Raw genomic sequence first — 20,238 nt, forward strand, 5'->3', positions numbered from 1 at the left:
GTTCCACGGCCCCGGCCTTGCCCGACCGGGGTTTTCCCTGCTATTCCTCGGCCATGACCGTGTATTCCCCGGACGCCACCGACCGGCGCATCCTCGACGTCCTCCAGCGCGAGGGCCGGGCCAGTTTCGCCGACCTGGCGCGTGCCGTGTCGATGTCGGCCAGTGCCGTCACCGAGCGGGTGCGGCGCCTGGAGGAGGCGGGCGTCATCCAGGGCTACGCGGCCGTCGTGGACCCCGAGCGGCTGGGGCTGCCGATCCTGGCGTTCGTCCGGCTGCGCTACCCCACCGGCAACTACAAGCCGTTCCACGACCTGGTGGCCGTCACGCCGGAGATCCTGGAGGCGCACCACGTCACCGGCGACGACTGCTTCGTCATCAAGGTCGCCGCCCGCTCGATGCGGCACCTGGAGGAGGTGTCGGGCCGGATCGGCGCGCTGGGGTCGGTGACCACCAGCGTCGTCTACTCCTCACCGCTCCCCCGGCGCCCGCTCAGTCCCTGAGAGACACCCCGCACGCTCCGTGCGCCCCGCACGCTCCGTGCGCCCCGTGCGCCGGGGCACGGGCGTCACACGTCGGCGCGCTGGCGCACCACCGACCCGGCCCTGCCCTTGACGACCTCCAACTGCGCGTGGATCCGCCGCCGCAGGTCGGCCACGTGGCTGACGATGCCGACGCTGCGGTCACGTTCGCGCAGGGAGTCCAGGACGTCGAGGACCTCGTCCAGGGTCTGGTCGTCGAGGCTGCCGAACCCCTCGTCGATGAAGAGCGTGTCCAGCCGGACCCCGCCCGCCTCGTCGGTGACGACGTCGGCGAGGCCCAGGGCGAGCGCCAGCGAGGCGAAGAAGGTCTCGCCGCCCGACAGCGTGGACGTGTCCCGCTCCCGCCCGGTCCAGGCGTCGACGACGTGCAGTCCGAGCCCGCTGCGGCCGCGTCCGGTCCGGTCGTCGGAGTGGACGAGGGTGTAGCGCCCGGAGGACATGCGGTGCAGGCGCGCGGTCGCGGCGGCGGCCACCTGTTCCAGCCGGGCGGCCAGGACGTACGACTCCAGGCGCATCCTGCGCCCGTTGTCCGCCGAGGTGCCGGCGGTGAGGCCGGCCAGGCGGGCCACGCGGTCGTACTCCTCCCGCAGGGGCGCCAGCCGGCGCACGCCGTCGGCCGCGCGCGCGGACAGGCGGTCGAGTTCGGCGCAGCGGCGGGCGGCCGCGTCCTCGGCGGAGGCGGCCCGGCGCAGCCGCTCGGCGGCCTCGGCGGCGGCCTGTTCCGCCCCGGGGAGGTCGGCGGCGGGCCGCTGCGCGGCGGCCGCGGTCTCCGGCTCGGCGAGCACGGCCCGTACGGCCGCCTCCTCGGCCTGCCGGGCGTCCAGGCGCCGTTGCAGCTCGCGGTGGGCGGTGGCGTCGAGGAGGGCGTCGGCGGCGGCCCGCGGGGTGTCGAAGCCGGCCCGGAAGGCGGCCTCGTCGAGGCGTCCGTCGGCGGCCTTGAGGCGTTGGGCGCTCTCCTCGGCGGCGCGGGCGGCGTCGGCGGCGTCGGTGAGCCGGGCGGCCTGCCGCTCCAGGTGCGCGGCCCGCGCGGCCACGCTCTCCGCGGTGCCGCGCGCCTCGGCCAGTTCCTGCTCCAGCGCCGTCCGTTCCCGCTCCAGCCGCTCCCGGTGGCCCACCCGGGAGGCGGCGCGCACGGCGGCGTCGCGCAGGGCGGCCGTGCGCCGCTCGTGTTCCTGCTCGGCCCGGCGCAGCTCCTCGCGGGCCGGATGCAGCGCGGAGGCGTCCCGGCGGGCCTCGGCGTGGCGGCGCTCCAGCTCGTCGGCCTCGGCGGCGAGCCGGTCGGTCGGGGTGTCGCCCGCCTCGGCGCCGGCGGCGGCGAGCGCTTCCCGGGCGAGACCGAGGTCGCGTTCGGCGTCCGCCCGCTCCCGCTCGGCCCGCTGGTGGGCGGCGAGGGCCTGTTCCTCGGCCTCCCGGTCGACGTGTCCGGCGACCTTGCGGGCGGGTGCGGGGTGGTCGGTGGCGCCGCAGACGGCGCAGGGCTCGCCGTCCCTGAGGGTGGCGGCCAGTTCGGCGGCGATGCCGTTGAGCCGCTGCTCCTTGAGGTCGAGCCAGTGCGTACGGGCCGCCAGCGCCCGCTCCGCGCAGGCGAGGGCCCGCCGCTGGGCGTCCTCCGTGTCGCGGGCCAGTGCGTCGCGCAGCCGGGCCGCGGTCAGCCGCCGCCGGGCGGGCTCGCGCTGCACGGCGAGCTGTTCGGCGCGGGTGGCGGCCTCCTGGGCGGACTCGACGCGGGCCTGGAGCGAGGCGCGGGTCGCCTCCCAGTCCGCGAGCCAGCCCTCGGTCTCCGCCAGCACGTCCTCGTCGGCGCGCTCCTGCCGGTCCAGGTCGGCGCGCTCGGCGAGCAGGCCGGCCAGGCGCCGCTCGCCGCGCCGGGCCGACTCCAGGCCGCCCAGCTCCTGGGCGGCGCGGCGTGCGGCGGCGGCGAGTCCGGCGGCGCCGGCCTCCGCGAACCGCTCCGGGAGCAGCCCGCGCGCGCGGGCCTCGGCGGCGGCCGCCCGGCGGTGTTCGGCCTCGGCGGCGTCGCGCAGCTCCAGCGCCGGCGCCACCGCCTCCGCCTTGCGGGCCCGCTCCATCCGCTCCCGCGCCTCCCGGTGCTCCCCGGCCCGCTCCTGAAGCAGCCGGGACCGCTCCCGGGCCTGCGCGAACCGCCCCTGCAACCGGGCCAGTTCCCGTACGTCGGACAGGGCGCGTTCGGCGGCGGCGCGGGCGGACTCGGCCGCGAGGCGGGCACACTCGGCGACCGTCAGCTGCTCCCGCGCGGTGCTGCGGGCGACGGCGGCGGCGGACAGCACGGCCTCGGCGAGTCCCGGCTCGCCCGGGGCCAGCTCGGGCAGTTCCATGGCGTCACCGGCGGCCTGCTGCATGCGGTGCGCGTCCGCCAGCAGTGCCGCGTCGCCCTCACGCACGCGTGCCTCCGCCGTGCGCCGCCGTTCCGCGAGGCGCTTCTCGACCTCGGCGAAGCGCTGCGTGTCGAAGAGGCGTCCGAGGAGCCGGCCGCGCGCCTCGGCGTCGGCCCGCAGGAAGCGCGCGAAGTCGCCCTGGGGCAACAGCACGACCTGGCAGAACTGCTCGCGGCTCATGCCGAGCAGCTGGGTGATCTCCTCGCCTATCTCCTGGTGGGAGCGGCTGAGGTCCTTCCACGTCCCGGCGACGGCGTCGTACTCGCGCAGCTCGCTCTGGGCCTTCTCGACCGTCGTGCCCGTCCCGCGCCTCTTGGGGCGCTCCCAGGGCGGCCGGCGGGTGACCTCCAGCCGGCGGCCGGCGACGGTGAGTTCGAGGGTGACCTCGGTGCGGGTGCCGGGGGCGGCGTGGTCGGAGCGCAGGGTCAGGCCCTGGGCGCTCTGCCGGGCGCCCGGGACGGAGCCGTACAGCGCGTAGCAGACGGCGTCCAGGACGGACGTCTTGCCGGCGCCCGTCGGTCCGTGCAGCAGGAAGAGGCCGGCGGCGGACAGCTCGTCGAAGTCGACGCTCTGGGAGCCGCCGAAGGGGCCGAAGGCGGTGAGGCCGAGCCGGTGCAGCCTCATCGGGCGACCTCCCGGACGGCGTCGTCGGCGCGGACGGCGTCGAAGGCGTCGCGCAGGACGGCCCGCTCGCGTCCGTCCGGGCCCGCCCCGCGCACATGGGCGACGAAGTCCTCGGCGACCTGCTGGTCGCTGCGGCCGGCGAGGCGCCGGGCGTACGAGACGCCGGGGTCGTCCGGGGCGCGGTCGGGGGCGAAGACGAGGCTGAGGGTGTGCGGGAAGCGCTCGGTGAGCCGGGCCATGGGTTCGGCCGGGCGGACGGCGTCGGTGAGCGTCGCCTCCACCCAGGCCTCCTCGTGCCGGGCCAGCGCGGGATCGGCGAGCAGCTCCTCCAGCGTGCCCCTGAGGCGGGCCAGCGCGCGCGGCACCGGGCAGTCGATCCGCTCGGCGTCGACCGAGCCGTCGGCTCCCAGGTCGACGAGCCACATCGTCTTGCGGTGCCCGGCCTCGGAGAAGGAGTACGGCAGCGGCGAGCCGGAGTAGCGCACCCGCCCGGTGATGGTCTGGCAGCCGTGCAGGTGCCCGAGCGCCACGTAGTCGACGCCGTCGAAGACGCCGGCGGGCACGGACGCGACGCCGCCGACGGTGATGTCCCGCTCGCTGTCGCTGGGTTCCCCGCCGGTGACGAAGGCGTGGGCGAGGACGACGGAGCGCGTTCCGCGCGCGCGGTCGGCGAGGTCGGCGCGGACCCGGTCCATGGCGGCGGCGAGCACCGTCTCGTGGCCCGCCCGCTCCACGCCGAACTCGTCCTTCACCAGGGCCGGCTCCAGGTAGGGCAGCCCGTAGAAGGCGACGTCGCCGTGCGCGTCGGTGAGCACCACCGGGGTGCCCGCCGCCGCGGGGTCGGTGCGCAGGTGGACGCCCGCGCGCCCGATCAGTCCGGCGCCCACGCCGAGGCGCCGCGCGGAGTCGTGGTTGCCGGAGATCATGACGGTCGGCACGCCCAGCGCGGCGAGCCGGTGCAGGGCGTCGTCGAACAGCTCCACGGCGGCGAGCGGCGGCACCGCCCGGTCGTACACGTCCCCCGAGACGACCACCGCGTCCACCTCGCGCTCCCGCACGGTGGCGACGAGGTGGGCGACGAACTCGGCCTGGGCGCCGAGCATGTTCACCCGGTGGAACGCCCGGCCGAGATGCCAGTCGGAAGTGTGCAGGAGCCTCATGGGCTCCGAGACTAACGGCCGGGTCCGACATCACGGCCGGTCACTCGCGCAGCACCCCGTCACACCGCGCGCCACAAACGGACGTTACGGACATTTGGCTTGCGTGGGGGAGGTGACCGCCGCCTCACGCGTCCCCGTACGCCTCCCCGCCCACCTCGAAGCCGGCCGTGCCCGCCGTGACGTCCGCGAGCCACGCGCGGACGGCGTCCACGTCGGCGTCCGGCAGTCCGATCTCGATCGCGACCGCCTCCCCGTAGCGCACGTCGCGCACCTCGCGGCCGGTGGCGCGCAGGTCGTTCTGCACCTTCCCGGCCCGCTGGTGGTCCACCGTCACCGTCGCCAGGCGGAAGCGGCGGCGGGTGATGGTGCCGAGGGCGTCGAGGGCCTCGCCGACCGCGCCGCCGTAGGCGCGGATCAGTCCGCCGGCGCCGAGCTTCACGCCGCCGTAGTAGCGGGTGACGACCGCCACGACGTAACGCATGTCACGGCGCAGCAGCATCTGGAGCATCGGCACGCCCGCGGTGCCGCCGGGTTCGCCGTCGTCACTGGCCCGCTGCACGGCGGCGTCGGCGCCGATGACGTAGGCCCAGCAGTTGTGGGTGGCGTCGGCGTGCTCCTTGCGGACGGCCGCGACGAAGTCCTGGGCCTCCCGCTCGGTGGCGGCCGGTGCCAGGGCGCACAGGAAGCGGGAACGGTTGACCTCGGTCTCGTGCACGCCCGCGTGGGCGACCGTGCGGTACTCGTCCTGCATCCGGCCAGCCTATGCGGTGGCACGGGGCACCCGGCTGCCCGGGACGCCGCCGGGGCGCCGGCCCAGCGGGCCGCGGACGGGGACCGAGGACCGGCCCGGCGCCGAGGCGGCCGGGCGGGCCGCCCTGGTGACTCGGGCACACCGCTGCCCGGGACGCCGCCGGAGCATCCGGAGCGCCGGCTCAGCGGGCCGCGGACCGGCTCAGCGGGCCGCGGACCGGCTCAGCGGGCGCCTCTGGGGACGGCCGTCGCCGTCAGCCGGGCCCGGCCCGGAGCCAGGTCCGCCCAGCCGGGCCCGGACCAGTCCAGCACCGCGATCGCCGACGTGGGGAACTTCACCCGCACCCGCTCCAGGCTGTCGCCGGACCCCTCCCCGGCCAGGGCGAGGACCAGCTCCTGGAGACCGGGGTTGTGTCCGACCAGCAGCAGCGTCCCGACGTCGGCGGGCGTCTCCCGGACGACCGCCAGCAGGTCGTGCCGGTCGGCCGCGTACAGCCGGGGCTCGTACCGGACGGGCGGCCGGCCGCCCCACTCGGCGCCGGCCAGCTCCCAGGTCAGCCGGGCGCGCACGGCGGTGGAGCACAGCGCGAGGTCGGGGACCCAGCCGCCCTGCGCGAGCGCCCGCCCCGCGGCGGGCGCGTCCCGGCGACCGCGCTCGCCCAGCGGCCGCTCGTGGTCGGCGACGCCCTCCGGCCACGCCGACTTGGCGTGCCGCAGCACCACGAGCCGCCGCGGCGGCCCGGCGTCCGCCATGGGTCCGGCATCCGCGCCGGTGCCGGCGTTCACGCCGGAGCTCCCAGGTCGCGGGTGAGGTCGAGGCCGAGGAGACGGTCGGCGTAGGCGTACGTCTCGAAACGGGCGCCGGGCGGGAGGTCGGTCCCGGCCTGTTCCACCGTCCGCAGCACGCGCAGCACCTCCGGCACGTCCAGGTCGTCCTCCCAGGCAGCGCGGAGCCGTCCGCGCACCTCGTCGGGGACGGGCCGTGAGGGCTGTCGCGCCCAGTCGGCGACGGCGCGCCGCCAGCGCGCGAGGGTGTCGTGGGCGGCGCGCAGCGCGTCGGCGTCGAGCGGGGCGGGCCGGCGGTGATGGTGCGACAGCAGGGCGAGACGCAGGGCGGCGGGGTCGGTCCCCGGACGGCCGTCGTCCCCGTGCTGCCCAGCGGGACCGGACGACCCCACGGCGGACGGCCCTACGCCGGACGGGTCGCCCGACGGACCGACGCCGGACCCGGACGGGCCTACGCCGGACAGGTCGCCCGACGGACCGAGCAGATCCAGCAGCCGCAGCACGTCGGCATCGGCGGGGGCGGGGGCGGGCCGGACGGGGGCCACGGCGATCCGGACGCCGTCGGGCGTCTCGCCGTCCTCCGCGACCACGTGCAGGGCGCGGGCCGTACCGGTCCCGGCCGCGAGGTCCCGCCCCTCCTCGAAGGGCCGGACCCCCAGGGCCGCCCCGGCCGTCCGCAGTTCCCGCCGGTCCCCGCCGCCGGTGAGCAGGGCCAGGACGGGCGTGCCACCGAGCTCCAGGGCACGGACGAGGAGGTCGGCGACCAGGAGGACCCGGAGCGCGCCGGGGCCGTACCCGGGCGCGTGGACCTGGACACGGGTCAGGCCCCGGCGGGCGGGGGCGGCGGCGACGGACTCGCCGGTTCGGGCGTCGATGATGCGCAGCACGGGGCGAGCGTAGGCGGCCGGCGGGCCGTCCGCAGTCCGACGGCACGGAATCAGGGCCGCGCGTGCGGTGTTGAGCCGGTCACCACACGTCCCCGTCCGTCAAGGAGGCCGCCGGTGCACGGCGACGAGGCAACGATCCGGAAGATCCTCACCGAGCTCGGCGACACCTGGGCGGTGGTGGGCCTGTCGACCAACTCCCGGCGGGCGGCGTACGGCGTCGCCGGGGTGCTCCAGCGCTTCGGCAAGCGGATCGTGCCGGTCCACCCCAAGGCGGAGACGGTCCTCGGGGAGCGGGGGTACGCCTCGCTCGCGGACATCCCGTTCGAGGTGGACGTCGTCGACGTCTTCGTCAACAGCGACCTCGCCGGGGCCGTCGCGGACGAGGCCGTCGCCAAGGGGGCCAAGGCCGTGTGGTTCCAGCTCGGCGTGGTCGACGAGGGCGCCTACGACCGCACGCGCGCCGCGGGGCTGGACATGGTGATGGACCGCTGCCCGGCGATCGAGATCCCCCGCCTGGGCTGAACCGGTGGACCGCTCCGGGCCCCCGATGTCCTTCGAGGGGGCACCCATAATGTGCGGATGACCACCGCCTCCCCCCGCCCCGACTCCCCCGCGCCGGAACGGACTCCGGTCGTCGTCGTGGGCGCCGGCCCCGCCGGTCTGACCGTCGGCAACATCCTGCGCGCCGCACGCGTCGACTGCGTGGTCCTGGAGACGGAGACCCGCGCCTTCATCGAACGCCGGCCACGGGCCGGAGTCCTCGAGGAGCGGGCGGTGCGCGAGCTCCAGCGGCGCGGCCTGGCCGCCGACCTGCTGGAGCGCGCCCAACGGCACACCGCGTGCGAGTTCCGCTGCGGCGGCGAGCGGTACCGCTTCTCCTACGGTGAGCTGACGGGCCGCCACCACTTCGTCTACCCGCAGCCGCTGCTGGTGACGGACCTCGTGCGCGAGTACGTGGACGTGCGCGGCGGGGACGCCCGGTTCTCGGTGCGCGAGGTCGCGCTGCACGACCTCGACACGGACGCCCCGTCGGTGTCGTACCTCTGCCCCGAGACGGGGGAACGGCGGCTGCTGCGCTGTGACGTCGTGGTCGGCGCCGACGGGGCGCGCGGGGTCAGCCGGGCCGCGCTGGTGCCGGAGCGGGCGCGGATCGCGCGGCACGACTACGGCACGGGCTGGCTGGCGCTGCTGGCGGAGGCGCCGCCGTCGTCCGACTGCGTGCTGTTCGGCATCCACCCGCGCGGGTTCGCCGGGCACATGGCCCGCAGCCCGGAGGTCACCCGCTACTACTTGCAGTGCCCGCCCGGCGACGACCCGGCCAACTGGTCCCACGAACGCGTCTGGACCGAGCTGCGCGAGCGCCTCGGGGCCGCCGGCGCCCCGGAGCTCGTCGAGGGCAGGCTGATCGAGAGGCGCGTGCTCGACCTGCACGACTACGTCGTCGAGCCGATGGCGCACGGGCGGCTGTTCCTGGCCGGGGACGCGGCCCACCTGGTGGCGCCCATCGCCGCCAAGGGCATGAACCTCGCCCTGCACGACGCCTTCCTGCTCGGCGACGCCCTGGTCGCGGCGGTGCGGGACGGTGACGCGTCGGGTCTGGAGGGCTATTCGGAGGCGTGTCTGCGGCGGGTGTGGGACTACCAGGAGTTCTCGCAGTGGCTGTCCGAGGTGTACCACGGCTCCGCCACGGGGGATCCGTTCCGCGCGGGCACCACGCGCGCCCGGCTGCGCCGCCTGTTCACCTCGCCCGCCGCCGCGGCGGCGTTCGCGGAGCAGTACCTGGGGGCGGCGGAGCGGTACTGACCGGGTCTCGGACCGTCAGCCGGATCTCGGACCGTCAGCCGGATCTCAGACCGTCAGCCGGGTCTCGGACCGTCAGGCGGGCCCGCGGCTGGTCGTGCACTGCCTACTCGTGCACCGGCTGCGTGCACCGGCTGCGCGCACCGGCCTGTTCGTGCACCTGCTAGTCGTGCACCGGCTGGTCGCCGAGCCGGTGGTCGGCCACGCTCAGCGCCTCGCCGACCAGGCGGCGCAGATGGCCGTCGCGCAGGGAGTAGATCACCCGTCGGCCCTCCTTGCGGGTGCCGACGAGCCCCGCGAGCCGCAGCCGTGCCAGGTGCTGGCTCACCGCCGGGCGGGCCGCCCCGCACACCTCCGTCAGCGTCGTCACGTCCGCCTCGCCCGAGGTCAGGGCGTGCAGCAGGGTCAGGCGCGTACGGTCGCCGAGCAGGGCGAGCAGCTCGGCCGCGAGGGCGAACTGCTCCTCGCCGGGACTGCGCGGGTGCGCATGATGCGCAGGTGACAGGTGCATGTGTGCGCTCACACGCACATAATGGCCGAGCGGGCGGACGCACGTCCACCGCGGCGCACCGGAAAGGGGATCGACGTGAGCGAGCGGCACCGGCACGACCACGGTCACGACCACCACGAGCACCACGGTGCCCACCACCACGACCACCACAACCACCACCAGGGCCGCCACGGCGACAAGACCCACCACGGTCACCACCCCCGCTCAGGTATGCGCCACCGCCTCGCCCACCTCCTGACCCCCCACTCCCACGAGACCGCCGACAAGCTGGACCGTGCCCTGGAGTCCTCGGCCCAGGGCATGCGCGCGCTGTGGATCTCGCTGGCGGTCCTCGGCGTGACGGCGGCGGCGCAGGCGGCCGTGGTGGTGGCCTCCGGCTCGGTGGCGCTGCTGGGAGACACCTTGCACAACGCGGCGGACGCGCTGACCGCCGTACCGCTCGGGATCGCGTTCGTGCTGGGACGGCGGGCCGCCACCCGCCGCTTCACCTACGGCTACGGACGGGCGGAGGACCTGGCGGGACTGGCGATCGTGGTGACGATCGCCGCGTCGGCGGCCTTCGCCGGCTGGGCGGCCGTCGACCGGCTGCTGGACCCGCGGCCCGTGGAGCACGTGCCCGCGGTGGCGGCGGCCGCGCTCGTCGGCTTCGCGGGCAACGAGTGGGTGGCCCGCTACCGCATCCGCGTCGGCCGCGCGATCGGCTCGGCGGCGCTGGTCGCGGACGGGCTGCACGCGCGCACCGACGGGTTCACGTCCCTGGCCGTGCTGCTGGGCGCCGGCGGGTCCGCGCTGGGGTGGCGGGCGGCTGACCCCGTGGTGGGGCTGGCGATCACGGCGGCGATCGTGCTGGTGCTGCGGGACGCCGCGCGGGAGGTGTTCCGGCGGGTGATGGACGCCGTCGACCCGGCGCTGGTGGACCGGGCCGAGCGGGCGCTGCGGGAGGTCGAGGGCGTGCGCGGGGTGGGCGAGCTGCGGCTGCGCTGGATCGGGCACCGGCTGCGGGCCGAGGTCGCGGTCGTCGTGGACGGCGAGGCGACGGTCCGGGCGGCGCACGCGATCGCCGTGGACGCCGAACACGCCCTGCTGCACGCCGTGCCGCGGCTGACGGCGGCGCTGGTGCACGCGGATCCCGCGCCGGCGCCGGGCGAGGACGACCCGCACCGGGCCCTCGCCCATCACGCCGCGGTCTGAGGTCAGGCCGTGCCGAGGCCGTCCAGCACCACCGCGCCCGGCAGGCCGGCGAACGCCTTGCCCGGCACGAGCAGCTTCCCGCGCCGGCGTCCGCTGCCCACCAGGACGTAGGGCAGGTCGACGACGGCCGAGTCGACCAGTACCGGCCAGGTCTCGGGGAGTCCGACGGGGGTGATGCCGCCGTACTCCATGCCGGTCTCCCCGGTGGCCGTGTCCATCGACGCGAAGGAGGCTTTGCGGGCGCCGAGTTGACGGCGTACGACGCCGTTGACGTCGACGCGGGTGGTGGAGAGGACGACGCACGCGGCGAGCGTGGTGTCGCCGCCGCGCCGGCCCGCGACGACGACGCAGTTCGCCGACCGCTCCAGCAGCTCCTGCCCGTAGTGCTCCACGAAGACGGCGGTGTCGGCCCACCGCGGGTCGGTGTCGACGTAGAGGATCTGGTCGGCGGGGACGCTGCCGCCCCAGTGGCGTACGGCGTCGGCGACCGGGCGGGTCAGCTCGTCGAGGCAGTCGGGGGCGGGCCGGGCGTCGTCGAAGTGTCCGATGGGTGCGTCCATGGCCGCACGCTAACAGCAGCCCCACGGCGGGCGGACGCCCGTCCCGGCGCACGGGGACACCGCGGCCGGCGGGCCCGTCCCCCGGACGGAACAAGCCGGACCTCTCGGCCGGCGGACGCCCGTCCCGGACACGGCAGGCCGGACCGCACGGCCAGCGGACCCGTGTTCCGCGGACGCCCGTCCCAAAGTACGGCTGACGCCCGTCCCAAAGCTCCGCGGACGCCCGTCTCAAAGCACGGCGGACGCCCGTCTCAGCGCACGGGCGGCACCGACACCGTCAGCACCATCTCCGTCGGCAGCTCGCCGTGGTTGGCGTAGGTGTGGGCCGCGTCGGCCTCGAAGGTGACGCTGGCGCCGGCCGGGACGCGGTACTCCGTTCCCTCGACGGTGAGGCTCAGTTCGCCGGCCGTGACGTGGGCGATCTCGACCGTGCCGGCCGGGTGCGGGTCGGAGCCGCTGCTCTCGCCCGGCATCAGCCGCCAGTTCCACATCTCCAGCGGGCCGGGTGCCTCCGTGCCCGCGAGCAGCCGGCTGTAGCTGCCGGCCTCGGTGTGCCACAGCCGGACCACCTGGTCGGCCGGGACGACACGGACCTTGGGGCCCCGCTGGTAGTCGAGCAGGGTGGTGATGCTGACGCCGAGCGCGTCACCGATCTTGACGACCGTGCCGAGGCTGGGGTTGGTGCGGGCCTGCTCGACCTGGATGAGCATCCCGCGGCTGACGCCGGCCCGGGCGGCCAGCACGTCCAGGGTGAAGCCGCGCACCGCGCGCCAGTGCCGGACGTTGCGCGCCAGGGACTGGGTCAGCAGGTCGAGGTCCGACACGTTCCGTCCACTTCGTTCAAACGTCGTTCACGTGCACCCGATCGTGCACCGAACTGTACTGCGAGCCTCCCGTGCCGGCGCTCTGCGCCCTGGCCACGAGCCTTCCGGGGGCCGGCCGGCCCCGGCGGCGGACCGCGGGCGCGGGTCAGGCCTCGGGCTCCAGCCGGGCCAGCCGCTCCGCCGCCTCCTCGTCCAGCCCCGACAGCGCGACGAGCTGCTGCGAGGTGACCCCGTCGGGGATCGGCACGGGCGCCGGGGTCCGCAACGGCGGCTGCCAGCCCTCGTCGGGCGTCCAGCGCCGTACGACGCGGGCGGGCGCCCCCGCCACCACGGCGTGGTCGGGCACGGTCCCGCGCACCACCGCCCCGGCCGCGACGACGACGTTCCGCCCGATCCGCGCCCCGGGCAGGATCACGGCCCCCGTGCCGATCCAGCACCCCGGCCCGATCTCCACCGGCTCCATCCGCGGCCACTGCCTGCCGATGGGCTCGTGCGGGTCGTCGTAGGAGTGGTTGGTGGAGGTGACGTAGACGTACGGGCCGAAGTAGCAGTCGCTGCCGATGGTGACCGTGGTGTCGGCGATGACGTGGCTGCCGCGGCCCAGGACGACGCCGTCGCCGACGCGCAGGATCGGGTCGGGCCCCAGGTCCAGGTCGGGCATCAGGCCGGCCGTCAGCGTGACCTGCTCGCCGACGATGCAGTGCGCGCCGAGGTGGATCCACGGCTCCCCGAAGACCGTGCCGAGCGGGAACGCGAGCCGGGTGCCGGTGCCGATCGAGCCGAAGCGGAAGCGGCCGGGGTGCTCGGCGGTGACCGAGCCGGTCCGCTGCACCCAGGCCCAGCCCGCGTGGACGGCGCGCTGCGCGAGGCGGCGCCGCCAGGATGAGAACGTGTTCTTGCTCTTCGGCACCCGCACACGGTACTCAGCCCGCGCGGACCCCAGGACGCCGCAACCCTGTGATCTTCACCCCACGGGGTGGCGTACGGTGCCGGTGTGCCGCGGACGAGGAGCGGACGGAGAGGAGACGGTCGATGACGCACAAGGCGCTGATCACGGGCATCGGCGGCAGGCAGCCCGCGATCCACGAGGAGGCCTTCGTGGCCCCCACGTCCTCGGTGATCGGGGACGTGACGCTGGAGGCGGGCGCCAGCGTCTGGTACGGCGCGGTGGTCCGCGGCGACGTCGAGCGGATCTCCGTCGGGGCGCGGAGCAACATCCAGGACAACTGCACCCTGCACGCCGACCCCGGTTTCCCCGTCACCATCGGCGAGCGGGTCTCCGTCGGGCACAACGCGGTCGTGCACGGTGCGACCGTGGGCGACGACTGCCTGATCGGGATGGGGGCGACCGTGCTGAACGGGGCGGTGATCGGGGAGGGCTCGCTCGTCGCCGCGCAGGCGCTGGTGCCGCAGGGGATGGAGGTGCCGCCGGGCTCGCTGGTCGCGGGGGTGCCCGCGAAGGTCAAGCGGGAGCTGACGGAGGAGGAGCGCCAGGGCGTCACGCTGAACGGCACCCTGTACGCGGACCTGGCCAAGGCCCACGGCGAGATCCACCGGTAGGGGCACGAGACCCGGCCGCGGACGGACAGCAGGCGTCGGGCGGCAGGCATCGGGCGGCAGGCGTCCGTCGGGCGGGCCGTGACCCGGCCCGGACTACTCCGCGGCCGCCACGGCCTCGGCCTCGGCCCCGTCCTCCCGCGCGGCGTCCTGCGCCTGCATCCTGCGGGCCTTGCGCTTGATCACCAGCATGGACGTCAGGCCGATGAGCACGGCCACCACCAGCCCCAGCCAGGAGAACCTCTTCAGCCAGGACTCCGCGACGACACCCACGTAGTAGATGACGGCCGTCGTACCGCCCGCCCAGACGATCCCGCCGAGGACGTTGGCGATGAGGAACTTCCAGTACGGCATGTGCAGGACGCCCGCGAGCGGGCCCGCGAAGATGCGCAGCAGGGCGATGAAACGGCCGAAGAAGACGGCCCACATGCCCCACTTCTCGAAGGACCGCTCCGCCGTGGCGATGTGCCCCTCGCTGAAGTGCCGGGGGAACTTCCCGCCGAGCCAGGCCAGCAGCGGGCGTCCGCCCTTGCGGCCGATGGCGTAGCCGATGGAGTCGCCGATCACGGCGCCGGCGGTGGCGCAGGCACCGAGGACGAAGGGGTCGATCTCGCCGTGCTGGGAGGCGAGCAGGGCCGAGGAGACGAGGATGATCTCGCCCGGCAGCGGGATGCCCAGACTCTCCAGGCCGATGACCAGGCCCACCAGCGCGTAGATGGCGACCGGGGGCACGGCTTCGAGCCACTCCTGGACATGCATGGCCGATTCCTCCCGCTGGGCTGTGCCGCATCTGCTGATGAAGGTTCTTCGGGTCGTACGGGGTCGTACGGGGTCGTACGGGCCGCCTGCCGGCCTGCCCGAGGGCGCGCGTCCGGTTCCTCGCGGTGCGACCGGTACGACCGGTGCGCCGCGAGCGGGCGCACGGCAGGAAGCCTACCGGCTCGCCCGGGACCGCCGGCCCGGTTCCCCGTCCGTACACCTTCGGTCCACGCCCGCGCGGGCGGGGGTTCACCGGGGCGTCCGCCGCACAGCAACCTCTTGGGTGGCTCCCGGGGTACTCCCACACCTGTGCGCCAGCATGATCACCATGAGCGCCCCTCACTCCCCCTCCGTCGCCCCGCCCGCAGCCGGCGTCCGCAAGGCGGTCGTCCCGGCAGCCGGACTGGGCACCCGCTTCCTGCCCGCGACGAAGGCGACCCCGAAGGAGATGCTTCCGGTCGTCGACAAGCCGGCCATCCAGTACGTCGTCGAGGAGGCCGCCGCGGCCGGCCTGGACGACGTCCTGATGGTCACCGGCCGCCACAAGCGGGCCATCGAGGACCACTTCGACCACGCCTTCGAACTGGAGCAGGCCCTGGCGGCCAAAGGCGACACCGTACGACTGGACGCGGTCCGCGACCCGGCGCGCCTGGCCGACATCCACCACATCCGGCAGGGCGATCCGCTGGGCCTCGGCCACGCCGTGCTGTGCGCCCGCCACCACGTCGGCGACCAGCCGTTCGCGGTCCTCCTCGGCGACGACCTCATCGACCCGCGCGAGACGCTGCTCAGCCGGATGCTGGAGGTCCGCGACCGGTACGCCGGCAGCGTGGTGGCCCTGATGGAGGTGCCGCCCGAGCAGGTCCACCTCTACGGCTGCGCCGCCGTGGAGCCCGCCGGTGAGGACGGCGTCGTACGCGTCACCGGTCTCGTCGAGAAGCCGGCCCGCGAGGACGCGCCGAGCCGGTACGCCGTCATCGGACGCTACGTCCTCGACCCGGCCGTCTTCGACGTCCTGGAGCGCACCGCGCCCGGACGCGGCGGCGAGATCCAGCTCACCGACGCCCTCCAGGAGCTGGCCGTGACCGGCACGGTGCACGGCGTGCTCTTCTCCGGCCGCCGCTACGACACCGGCGACAAGGCCGACTACCTGCGCACGGTGGTCCGGCTGGCCTGCGACCGGCCCGACCTCGGACCGGAGTTCGTCGCCTGGCTGAAGGAGTTCGTGGCCGGGCTGGAGGACACCACCGGGGAGCGGGACGCGAACCGGGCGGAGCCGGAGCGGCGGGCGGCGTGACGACAGGCAGGGCCCCGGCCGCGGGCGGATGCCGTGCCGTGGCCGGGGCCCTGCCGCCACCACGAACCGGGTCGGCCCGCGGGGCCGAGTCGGCGCCACCCGGCGCGATGGCGCCCGACCGGCGCGTAGCCCCCCAGGCGCGCAACCCCACCAGGCACTCAGCCCCACCAGCCGGGCAACCCCACCAGGCACGCCGCCCCACCAGGCGCGATAGCGCCCCTCGGGGCGAGGCGCGGTGGACGCCACCCGGCGGGAGGCACCCCACATGGCACGGCGGCCCCCACCGACGGGAGGCGCCCCACCGACGGAAGCCGCCCCACCGGCGGCAGGCGCCCCACCCGGCGGCAGGCGGCCGGCCCCGCGTGAAGCGCCCCCAGACGCTCAGCGCGAGAGCGCCGCCGCGCCCAGCGCAGCCACAGCTGCCTCCGCTCAGCCGTTGGGGCGCAGGGTCCACACGACGGTCATCTCACCGGTGACCGCCCCGTCGCCCCGGTGGATCTCGATCCGTACCGGGAACTCGGGGCGCTCGCCGGCGTCGAGCTCGGCGACGACCTCGGCGGCCGGGCGGCCGAGGGTCGCGGTCGCGGTGACGGCGCCCATCGCCAGCTTGCGGTACGCGATCACGGCACTGACGGCGAGCGGCACGGCGCGGGAGAGCTGGTCGCCGAACGCGGCGAGGACGATCGCGCCGCTGGCGGACTCGCCGAGCGTGAACATCGCCCCGGCGTGCGGCCCGCCCACGTGGTTGTGGAAGTCGCTCTGGTCCGGCAGGGCCACCACGGCCTTCTCCGGCCCTGTCTCGAGGAACTCGAGGTTCAGGGTCCGGGCCATGGGCACCGTGGCGGCGAGCATCTCGCCGATGGACATCTGGTCTGCGCTCATGACCACGATGTTACCCACGAGTAGCCGCCCCCACCAGAGCCGTGCCGCGGCGACGGTCACCGGGCGCCACGGCGCTCGGGACCTGGGAGATCACGGTCACCGCACGGGTCGTCCACGGGTCCGGGCGGCGGACCACCGATGCGGACCACCGATACGGACCGCCGATTCGGTACGTCCCTGACAAGGGGTGGTGACCCGTTCGTGTCCGGGACGGCACTAGGGTTTCAGGCCATGTGGCCAGGACAGCAGCCGCCCGGGGGAGAGCAGAACCCGCAGGCGCAGAACAATCCGTACCAGCAGCCGGGATACCAGCAGCCCAATCCGTACCAGCAAGCCGGCTACCAGCAGCCCAACCCCTATGCACCCACGGCGCAGTGGGGTGCTCCGGCGCCCGCGGGGCCCCCGCAGACCGGCGGCGGGGGCGGCGGCAACCGGACGAAGCTCATCGCGATCGTGGCGGCCACGGCCGTCGTCGTGGCCGCCGGTGTCACCGGTTTCCTGGTGCTCGGCGGAGAGGACGGGGACCAGGCCGAGGGCGGTACCGGCAAGAGCAGCACGACCCCCACCGTGTCCGCCGATCCGAGCGGCTCCGCCTCGTCGTCGGCCGGCGCGGACGACAACCCGCGCGGCACCGAGACGCTCGAACCGACCGTCGCGGGCTGGAAGGTCGTCGTGAACCCCAAGCGCGGGGTCGCCTTCGACGTGCCGGCGGACTGGGAGGTCCAGTCGCCGACCCTCAGTCAGGGCTTCGAGTGGGAGGACGAGGAACAGCCCGACGGCTACGACTCGATCATCCAGTCGGGCACCGTCGAGTACAAGTCCAAGTGGTGCACGGAGGACGACGACAAGGACGGCACGACCGACGACACCGCGCTCGCCATCGCCGGCACCAAGGGCGCCGAGGGCGCCAAGAACACCGACGAGATCGCGATCAACACGCCCGCCTGGTGGGTGTTCGGCGGCTACACCCAGCCGGACAAGAAGAGCCTCACGTTCGACGAGAAGGCCACCGCGTACACGACCGCCTCCGGCGTCCAGGGCAGTTACGGATGGGCCCGGTCGACGAACACGCCCCAGACGGGCAAGTGCGCCTCCGACGGCAAGGCGATCACGTTCGGCTTCAAGAACTCCAAGGGCGATTACGTCTCCTGGAACCTGTACACGGCCAAGGGCGTGAAGGACGAGCTGCCGGACGAGACGATCATGAAGATCCTCAGCACGGTACGGCTGCACGGCGAGCCGACGGAGGGATGACGAAGGGATGACGGAGAGCTGACGGCCGCCGGAGGCGGCGGTACACGGCAGACGGGCCGGACGGCACTCCGGGCCGGTACACGGCGGGTCAGGCCGGCCCCCGCAGCAGGTGAAACGGTTTGGCAGATCGGTGGCCGGGCGGCGATAGTCGGCCGGTGACCTCTGCCGCCGCCGACCTCCGCTCCCGCCTGCGCGGGCCCGCCTGGGCGGGCCGCAACTACAGACTGCTGACCGCCTCCGCGTTCGTCACGGGCCTCGGCAGTCACGGCGCCCTCATCGCCGCCGCGTTCGCCGTCATCGGGACGGGGGGCGACGGCGGCGACGTGGGTCTGGTGGCCGCGGCCCGCACCCTGCCCCTGGTGCTGTTCCTGCTGATCGGCGGCGCGGTCGCCGACCGGCTTCCGCGGCACCGGGTGATGGTCGCGGCCAACGCCCTCAACTGCCTCTCGCAGGCCGTGTTCGCCGTGCTCGTGCTCACCGGCGAGCCCCGGTTGTGGCAGATGATGCTGCTGACCGCGCTGGGCGGCACCGGTCAGGCGTTCTTCAGCCCCGCCGCCGAGGGCATGCTGCTGTCGTGCGTCGAGGGCGAGCAGGCCGGCCGGGCGTTCGCACTGTTCCGGATGGCGATGCAGGGCGCGGTGTTCGCCGGTGCGGCCCTCGGCGGTGCGATGGTCGCCGTGGTGGGACCGGGCTGGGTGCTCGCGGCGGACGCCGCCGCGTTCGCCCTCGCCGGGACGCTGCGCGCGTTCCTAGACGTCGGACATCTGCCGGAGCGCGGCCGGGGCGGTGGCGTGCTGGCCGATCTCCGGGAGGGCTGGCGGGAGTTCAGCGGCCGTCCGTGGCTGTGGGGCATCGTCCTCCAGTTCTCGATCGCGAACGCGGTCGTCGGCGCCGCCGACGCGGTCTACGGCCCTCTCGTCGCCCGGGACCATCTGGGCGGGGCGGGCCCCTGGGGCCTCGCCCTGGGCTTCTTCGGGGCCGGCACGGTGGCCGGTGCCGTGCTGATGACCCGCTGGAGACCTCGCCGTCTGCTCCTCGCCGGCACCCTGTGCGTCTTCCCCCTGGCGCTGCCGTCCGCGGCCCTCGCCGTCCCCGTCCCGGTGGGCGTCCTGTGCGCGGTGATGTTCCTGACGGGGGTCACCCTGGAGGTCTTCGGCGTCTCCTGGATGACCGCGCAACACCTTGGCGAAGATAACCAAATGGACGCACCGCACCGTCCCATCTGGGTGTGTCCCACCTCCTGCTACGAGCCGTCGGCAGGCACAATCTGACAACGTGACAAGTACCGATACCGGTAAGGTTCCCGTACTTCATTCCAGATTCGGATGATCGGAACCCGCCTTGTCGGACTTGCTCGCGCCTCTGAACCAAGAGCAGTTGATGCTGCTGACCGCGATGGCCACACCCTACGCGCGAGAGGGGAAGTGGCCACTGTGGGGCTACGTGCAAGACCAACTTGGCCGGGATGGACTGGACGCAACAGCGATTCTGCACACGCTGCCCAAGGCAGGATCGCAGGGTTCAATCGGACCGTCGTACGGGGTCGCGTGGCACATCCGCCCCTATATGGCAGACGACGCCCGGCCAGCCCTCACGGTGGCAGCTGCGGCACACCTCCCAGAGCTGGACTCTTTGATTGCGCAGCCATTTCTCAGGGTGCTGCATCTCATGATCAAGGCACGCCTCGACGCGCCTTTGGCAACTCAAGAGGTAGCGCGACCGGAGATCGCTCGCTCTGATATTGAGCAAGCCTTTCCGAGCTTTGGGAGCGTTTTCATGGGGTGTCTCCCCGACATCCTCAATTACGAGCCTGCCACTGCGTCAGGTATGTCCATTGAGGGCGAGGAGTGGACGAGGTCCATTCCACGGAGTGTTCTTGAGTACAAGGGCGTTCATGACCTTGAGTCGTACGTACGGCGAACCACAGAGCTGGTGAACCGTTGGGTGACGACACCTCCGCACGGAGCTGCAACGGATGTGGCACAACCGCTTCCCGTCCCGCCTGTCGTCTACGTAGAGGAGTCGTTGATCGAAGAGCTGGAAAACAAACTGGGTTCCACAAGGTGGCACCTCGGCAAACTAGTCCAGTTGCTGCAAGAACTGAACAGAAACTACGCCGACGGTCATCCCTACGCGTGTCACGCGCTGCTTCGCGCGATTCTTGACCACGTACCCCCGATCCTCGTCCAGCCTATCTCAGGAAAGGTGAGCTTTGATCAGGTGGTCAGTAACTACTCTTGGTCCCGCACTGATGAAGCGTATGTGAGGAAACTAAAGGACTTCCGTGTGCAAGGCGACGACGTGTTGCACCGTCAGATTCGTACCACTGCAGACCTCATCAATATGAACGATGTTCCCCCACGAGCCTGGCTGAACAGCTTGATTCGGGCCTGCATCGACGCACTTTAAAGGCCGTAAGGACGCTTGCGCCCTAAGGTCGCGATGCGAGCCCTGCACCAAT

At 74.2% G+C, this 20,238-nt stretch carries 20 protein-coding genes; 9 read left to right on the forward strand and 11 right to left on the reverse strand.

Features of this window, described 5'->3' with window-relative positions; all coding sequences use genetic code 11:
- Nucleotides 1-53 precede the first annotated feature (53 nt).
- A complete protein-coding gene (locus ACZ3KJ_RS27805) occupies nucleotides 54-500 on the forward strand; it encodes an Lrp/AsnC family transcriptional regulator (protein WP_467530952.1) in 447 nt (148 codons plus the stop codon).
- Nucleotides 501-565: 65 nt separating this feature from the next.
- Here the strand turns inward: ACZ3KJ_RS27805 and ACZ3KJ_RS27810 are convergent, their stop codons facing one another.
- The 5 genes from ACZ3KJ_RS27810 to ACZ3KJ_RS27830 all read right to left on the reverse strand — a co-directional run bounded on the left by ACZ3KJ_RS27810 (nucleotide 566) and on the right by ACZ3KJ_RS27830 (nucleotide 7,142).
- The gene (locus ACZ3KJ_RS27810) at nucleotides 566-3,559 is read right to left on the reverse strand and encodes an AAA family ATPase (protein ID WP_467530953.1); all 2,994 of its coding nucleotides are present in this window, start codon (nucleotides 3,557-3,559) and stop codon (nucleotides 566-568) included.
- On the reverse strand, nucleotides 3,556-4,719 hold the full coding sequence (locus ACZ3KJ_RS27815; RefSeq protein WP_467530955.1) for an exonuclease SbcCD subunit D: 1,164 nt from the start codon (nucleotides 4,717-4,719) through the stop codon (nucleotides 3,556-3,558). Before ACZ3KJ_RS27815 ends, ACZ3KJ_RS27810 begins: the two co-directional genes overlap by 4 nt.
- 124 nt (nucleotides 4,720-4,843) lie before the next feature.
- Complete coding sequence (locus ACZ3KJ_RS27820; RefSeq protein ID WP_389517192.1) at nucleotides 4,844-5,470, reverse strand: YigZ family protein; 627 nt, start codon at nucleotides 5,468-5,470, stop codon at nucleotides 4,844-4,846.
- 221 nt (nucleotides 5,471-5,691) lie between these two features.
- Complete coding sequence (locus tag ACZ3KJ_RS27825) at nucleotides 5,692-6,222, reverse strand: SixA phosphatase family protein (protein ID WP_467531090.1); 531 nt, start codon at nucleotides 6,220-6,222, stop codon at nucleotides 5,692-5,694.
- Nucleotides 6,223-6,251: 29 nt separating this feature from the next.
- Nucleotides 6,252-7,142: a hypothetical protein gene (locus ACZ3KJ_RS27830; protein WP_467530956.1), complete on the reverse strand. Its 891-nt coding sequence runs from the start codon at nucleotides 7,140-7,142 to the stop codon at nucleotides 6,252-6,254.
- Nucleotides 7,143-7,256: 114 nt separating this feature from the next.
- Between ACZ3KJ_RS27830 and ACZ3KJ_RS27835 the strand changes: the two genes are divergently transcribed.
- Together ACZ3KJ_RS27835 and ACZ3KJ_RS27840 are read left to right on the forward strand one after the other, a co-directional pair.
- Complete coding sequence (locus tag ACZ3KJ_RS27835) at nucleotides 7,257-7,664, forward strand: CoA-binding protein (RefSeq protein WP_467530958.1); 408 nt, start codon at nucleotides 7,257-7,259, stop codon at nucleotides 7,662-7,664.
- Nucleotides 7,665-7,721: 57 nt separating this feature from the next.
- Nucleotides 7,722-8,945: a 4-hydroxybenzoate 3-monooxygenase gene (locus ACZ3KJ_RS27840; RefSeq protein WP_467530960.1), complete on the forward strand. Its 1,224-nt coding sequence runs from the start codon at nucleotides 7,722-7,724 to the stop codon at nucleotides 8,943-8,945.
- Between the two features lie 160 nt (nucleotides 8,946-9,105).
- On the opposite strand, the gene ACZ3KJ_RS27845 is transcribed toward ACZ3KJ_RS27840, so the two are convergent.
- Nucleotides 9,106-9,453, reverse strand: coding sequence for an ArsR/SmtB family transcription factor (locus tag ACZ3KJ_RS27845; protein ID WP_467531091.1), 348 nt, complete (start codon nucleotides 9,451-9,453; stop codon nucleotides 9,106-9,108).
- Nucleotides 9,454-9,528: 75 nt separating this feature from the next.
- On the opposite strand from ACZ3KJ_RS27845, the gene ACZ3KJ_RS27850 reads away from it, so the two are divergent.
- Nucleotides 9,529-10,644 (forward strand): cation diffusion facilitator family transporter, encoded by a 1,116-nt coding sequence (locus tag ACZ3KJ_RS27850; RefSeq protein ID WP_467530961.1) that lies wholly within the window; start codon nucleotides 9,529-9,531, stop codon nucleotides 10,642-10,644.
- Between the two features lie 2 nt (nucleotides 10,645-10,646).
- Here the strand turns inward: ACZ3KJ_RS27850 and ACZ3KJ_RS27855 are convergent, their stop codons facing one another.
- The 3 genes from ACZ3KJ_RS27855 to ACZ3KJ_RS27865 all read right to left on the reverse strand — a co-directional run bounded on the left by ACZ3KJ_RS27855 (nucleotide 10,647) and on the right by ACZ3KJ_RS27865 (nucleotide 12,938).
- Entirely contained in the window at nucleotides 10,647-11,204 is a 558-nt protein-coding gene (locus ACZ3KJ_RS27855; protein ID WP_467530963.1) for a YbaK/EbsC family protein, read from the reverse strand.
- Between the two features lie 251 nt (nucleotides 11,205-11,455).
- Complete coding sequence (locus ACZ3KJ_RS27860; protein ID WP_467530965.1) at nucleotides 11,456-12,028, reverse strand: helix-turn-helix domain-containing protein; 573 nt, start codon at nucleotides 12,026-12,028, stop codon at nucleotides 11,456-11,458.
- A gap of 145 nt (nucleotides 12,029-12,173) precedes the next feature.
- The gene (locus tag ACZ3KJ_RS27865; protein ID WP_467530966.1) at nucleotides 12,174-12,938 is read right to left on the reverse strand and encodes an acyltransferase; all 765 of its coding nucleotides are present in this window, start codon (nucleotides 12,936-12,938) and stop codon (nucleotides 12,174-12,176) included.
- A gap of 122 nt (nucleotides 12,939-13,060) precedes the next feature.
- On the opposite strand from ACZ3KJ_RS27865, the gene ACZ3KJ_RS27870 reads away from it, so the two are divergent.
- Complete coding sequence (locus ACZ3KJ_RS27870) at nucleotides 13,061-13,588, forward strand: gamma carbonic anhydrase family protein (RefSeq protein WP_467530968.1); 528 nt, start codon at nucleotides 13,061-13,063, stop codon at nucleotides 13,586-13,588.
- A gap of 93 nt (nucleotides 13,589-13,681) precedes the next feature.
- Here the strand turns inward: ACZ3KJ_RS27870 and ACZ3KJ_RS27875 are convergent, their stop codons facing one another.
- Nucleotides 13,682-14,344 (reverse strand): DedA family protein, encoded by a 663-nt coding sequence (locus tag ACZ3KJ_RS27875; RefSeq protein WP_467530969.1) that lies wholly within the window; start codon nucleotides 14,342-14,344, stop codon nucleotides 13,682-13,684.
- A gap of 328 nt (nucleotides 14,345-14,672) precedes the next feature.
- Here ACZ3KJ_RS27875 and galU point away from each other — a divergent pair, with 328 nt between their 5' ends.
- Entirely contained in the window at nucleotides 14,673-15,641 is a 969-nt protein-coding gene (galU, locus tag ACZ3KJ_RS27880) for a UTP--glucose-1-phosphate uridylyltransferase GalU (protein WP_467530970.1), read from the forward strand.
- 429 nt (nucleotides 15,642-16,070) lie between these two features.
- Here the strand turns inward: galU and ACZ3KJ_RS27885 are convergent, their stop codons facing one another.
- The gene (locus ACZ3KJ_RS27885; protein ID WP_467531093.1) at nucleotides 16,071-16,508 is read right to left on the reverse strand and encodes a DUF4442 domain-containing protein; all 438 of its coding nucleotides are present in this window, start codon (nucleotides 16,506-16,508) and stop codon (nucleotides 16,071-16,073) included.
- A 246-nt stretch (nucleotides 16,509-16,754) separates the two neighbouring features.
- Between ACZ3KJ_RS27885 and ACZ3KJ_RS27890 the strand changes: the two genes are divergently transcribed.
- The 3 genes from ACZ3KJ_RS27890 (at nucleotide 16,755) to ACZ3KJ_RS27900 (ending at nucleotide 20,186) form a co-directional block, all read left to right on the forward strand.
- Nucleotides 16,755-17,777 (forward strand): DUF8017 domain-containing protein, encoded by a 1,023-nt coding sequence (locus ACZ3KJ_RS27890; protein WP_467530971.1) that lies wholly within the window; start codon nucleotides 16,755-16,757, stop codon nucleotides 17,775-17,777.
- 155 nt (nucleotides 17,778-17,932) lie between these two features.
- On the forward strand, nucleotides 17,933-19,048 hold the full coding sequence (locus tag ACZ3KJ_RS27895) for an MFS transporter (protein WP_467530972.1): 1,116 nt from the start codon (nucleotides 17,933-17,935) through the stop codon (nucleotides 19,046-19,048).
- Nucleotides 19,049-19,157: 109 nt separating this feature from the next.
- A complete protein-coding gene (locus ACZ3KJ_RS27900; RefSeq protein WP_467530974.1) occupies nucleotides 19,158-20,186 on the forward strand; it encodes a hypothetical protein in 1,029 nt (342 codons plus the stop codon).
- Nucleotides 20,187-20,238: the final 52 nt, after the last annotated feature.

The sequence above is a fragment of the Streptomyces sp. NPDC003248 genome (genome assembly GCF_055563235.1).

Bases quoted from the DNA above. Each gene is read 5' to 3' on its own strand.
- ACZ3KJ_RS27805 (WP_467530952.1), top strand. From the start codon at position 54: ATGACCGTGTATTCCCCGGACGCCACCGACCGGCGCATCCTCGACGTC.
- ACZ3KJ_RS27810 (WP_467530953.1), bottom strand. From the start codon at position 3,559: ATGAGGCTGCACCGGCTCGGCCTCACCGCCTTCGGCCCCTTCGGCGGC.
- ACZ3KJ_RS27815 (WP_467530955.1), bottom strand. From the start codon at position 4,719: ATGAGGCTCCTGCACACTTCCGACTGGCATCTCGGCCGGGCGTTCCAC.
- ACZ3KJ_RS27820 (WP_389517192.1), bottom strand. From the start codon at position 5,470: ATGCAGGACGAGTACCGCACGGTCGCCCACGCGGGCGTGCACGAGACC.
- ACZ3KJ_RS27825 (WP_467531090.1), bottom strand. From the start codon at position 6,222: ATGGCGGACGCCGGGCCGCCGCGGCGGCTCGTGGTGCTGCGGCACGCC.
- ACZ3KJ_RS27840 (WP_467530960.1), top strand. From the start codon at position 7,722: ATGACCACCGCCTCCCCCCGCCCCGACTCCCCCGCGCCGGAACGGACT.
- ACZ3KJ_RS27845 (WP_467531091.1), bottom strand. From the start codon at position 9,453: ATGCACCTGTCACCTGCGCATCATGCGCACCCGCGCAGTCCCGGCGAG.
- ACZ3KJ_RS27855 (WP_467530963.1), bottom strand. From the start codon at position 11,204: ATGGACGCACCCATCGGACACTTCGACGACGCCCGGCCCGCCCCCGAC.
- ACZ3KJ_RS27870 (WP_467530968.1), top strand. From the start codon at position 13,061: ATGACGCACAAGGCGCTGATCACGGGCATCGGCGGCAGGCAGCCCGCG.
- ACZ3KJ_RS27875 (WP_467530969.1), bottom strand. From the start codon at position 14,344: ATGCATGTCCAGGAGTGGCTCGAAGCCGTGCCCCCGGTCGCCATCTAC.
- galU (WP_467530970.1), top strand. From the start codon at position 14,673: ATGAGCGCCCCTCACTCCCCCTCCGTCGCCCCGCCCGCAGCCGGCGTC.
- ACZ3KJ_RS27885 (WP_467531093.1), bottom strand. From the start codon at position 16,508: ATGTCCATCGGCGAGATGCTCGCCGCCACGGTGCCCATGGCCCGGACC.
- ACZ3KJ_RS27890 (WP_467530971.1), top strand. From the start codon at position 16,755: ATGTGGCCAGGACAGCAGCCGCCCGGGGGAGAGCAGAACCCGCAGGCG.
- ACZ3KJ_RS27900 (WP_467530974.1), top strand. From the start codon at position 19,158: ATGCTGCTGACCGCGATGGCCACACCCTACGCGCGAGAGGGGAAGTGG.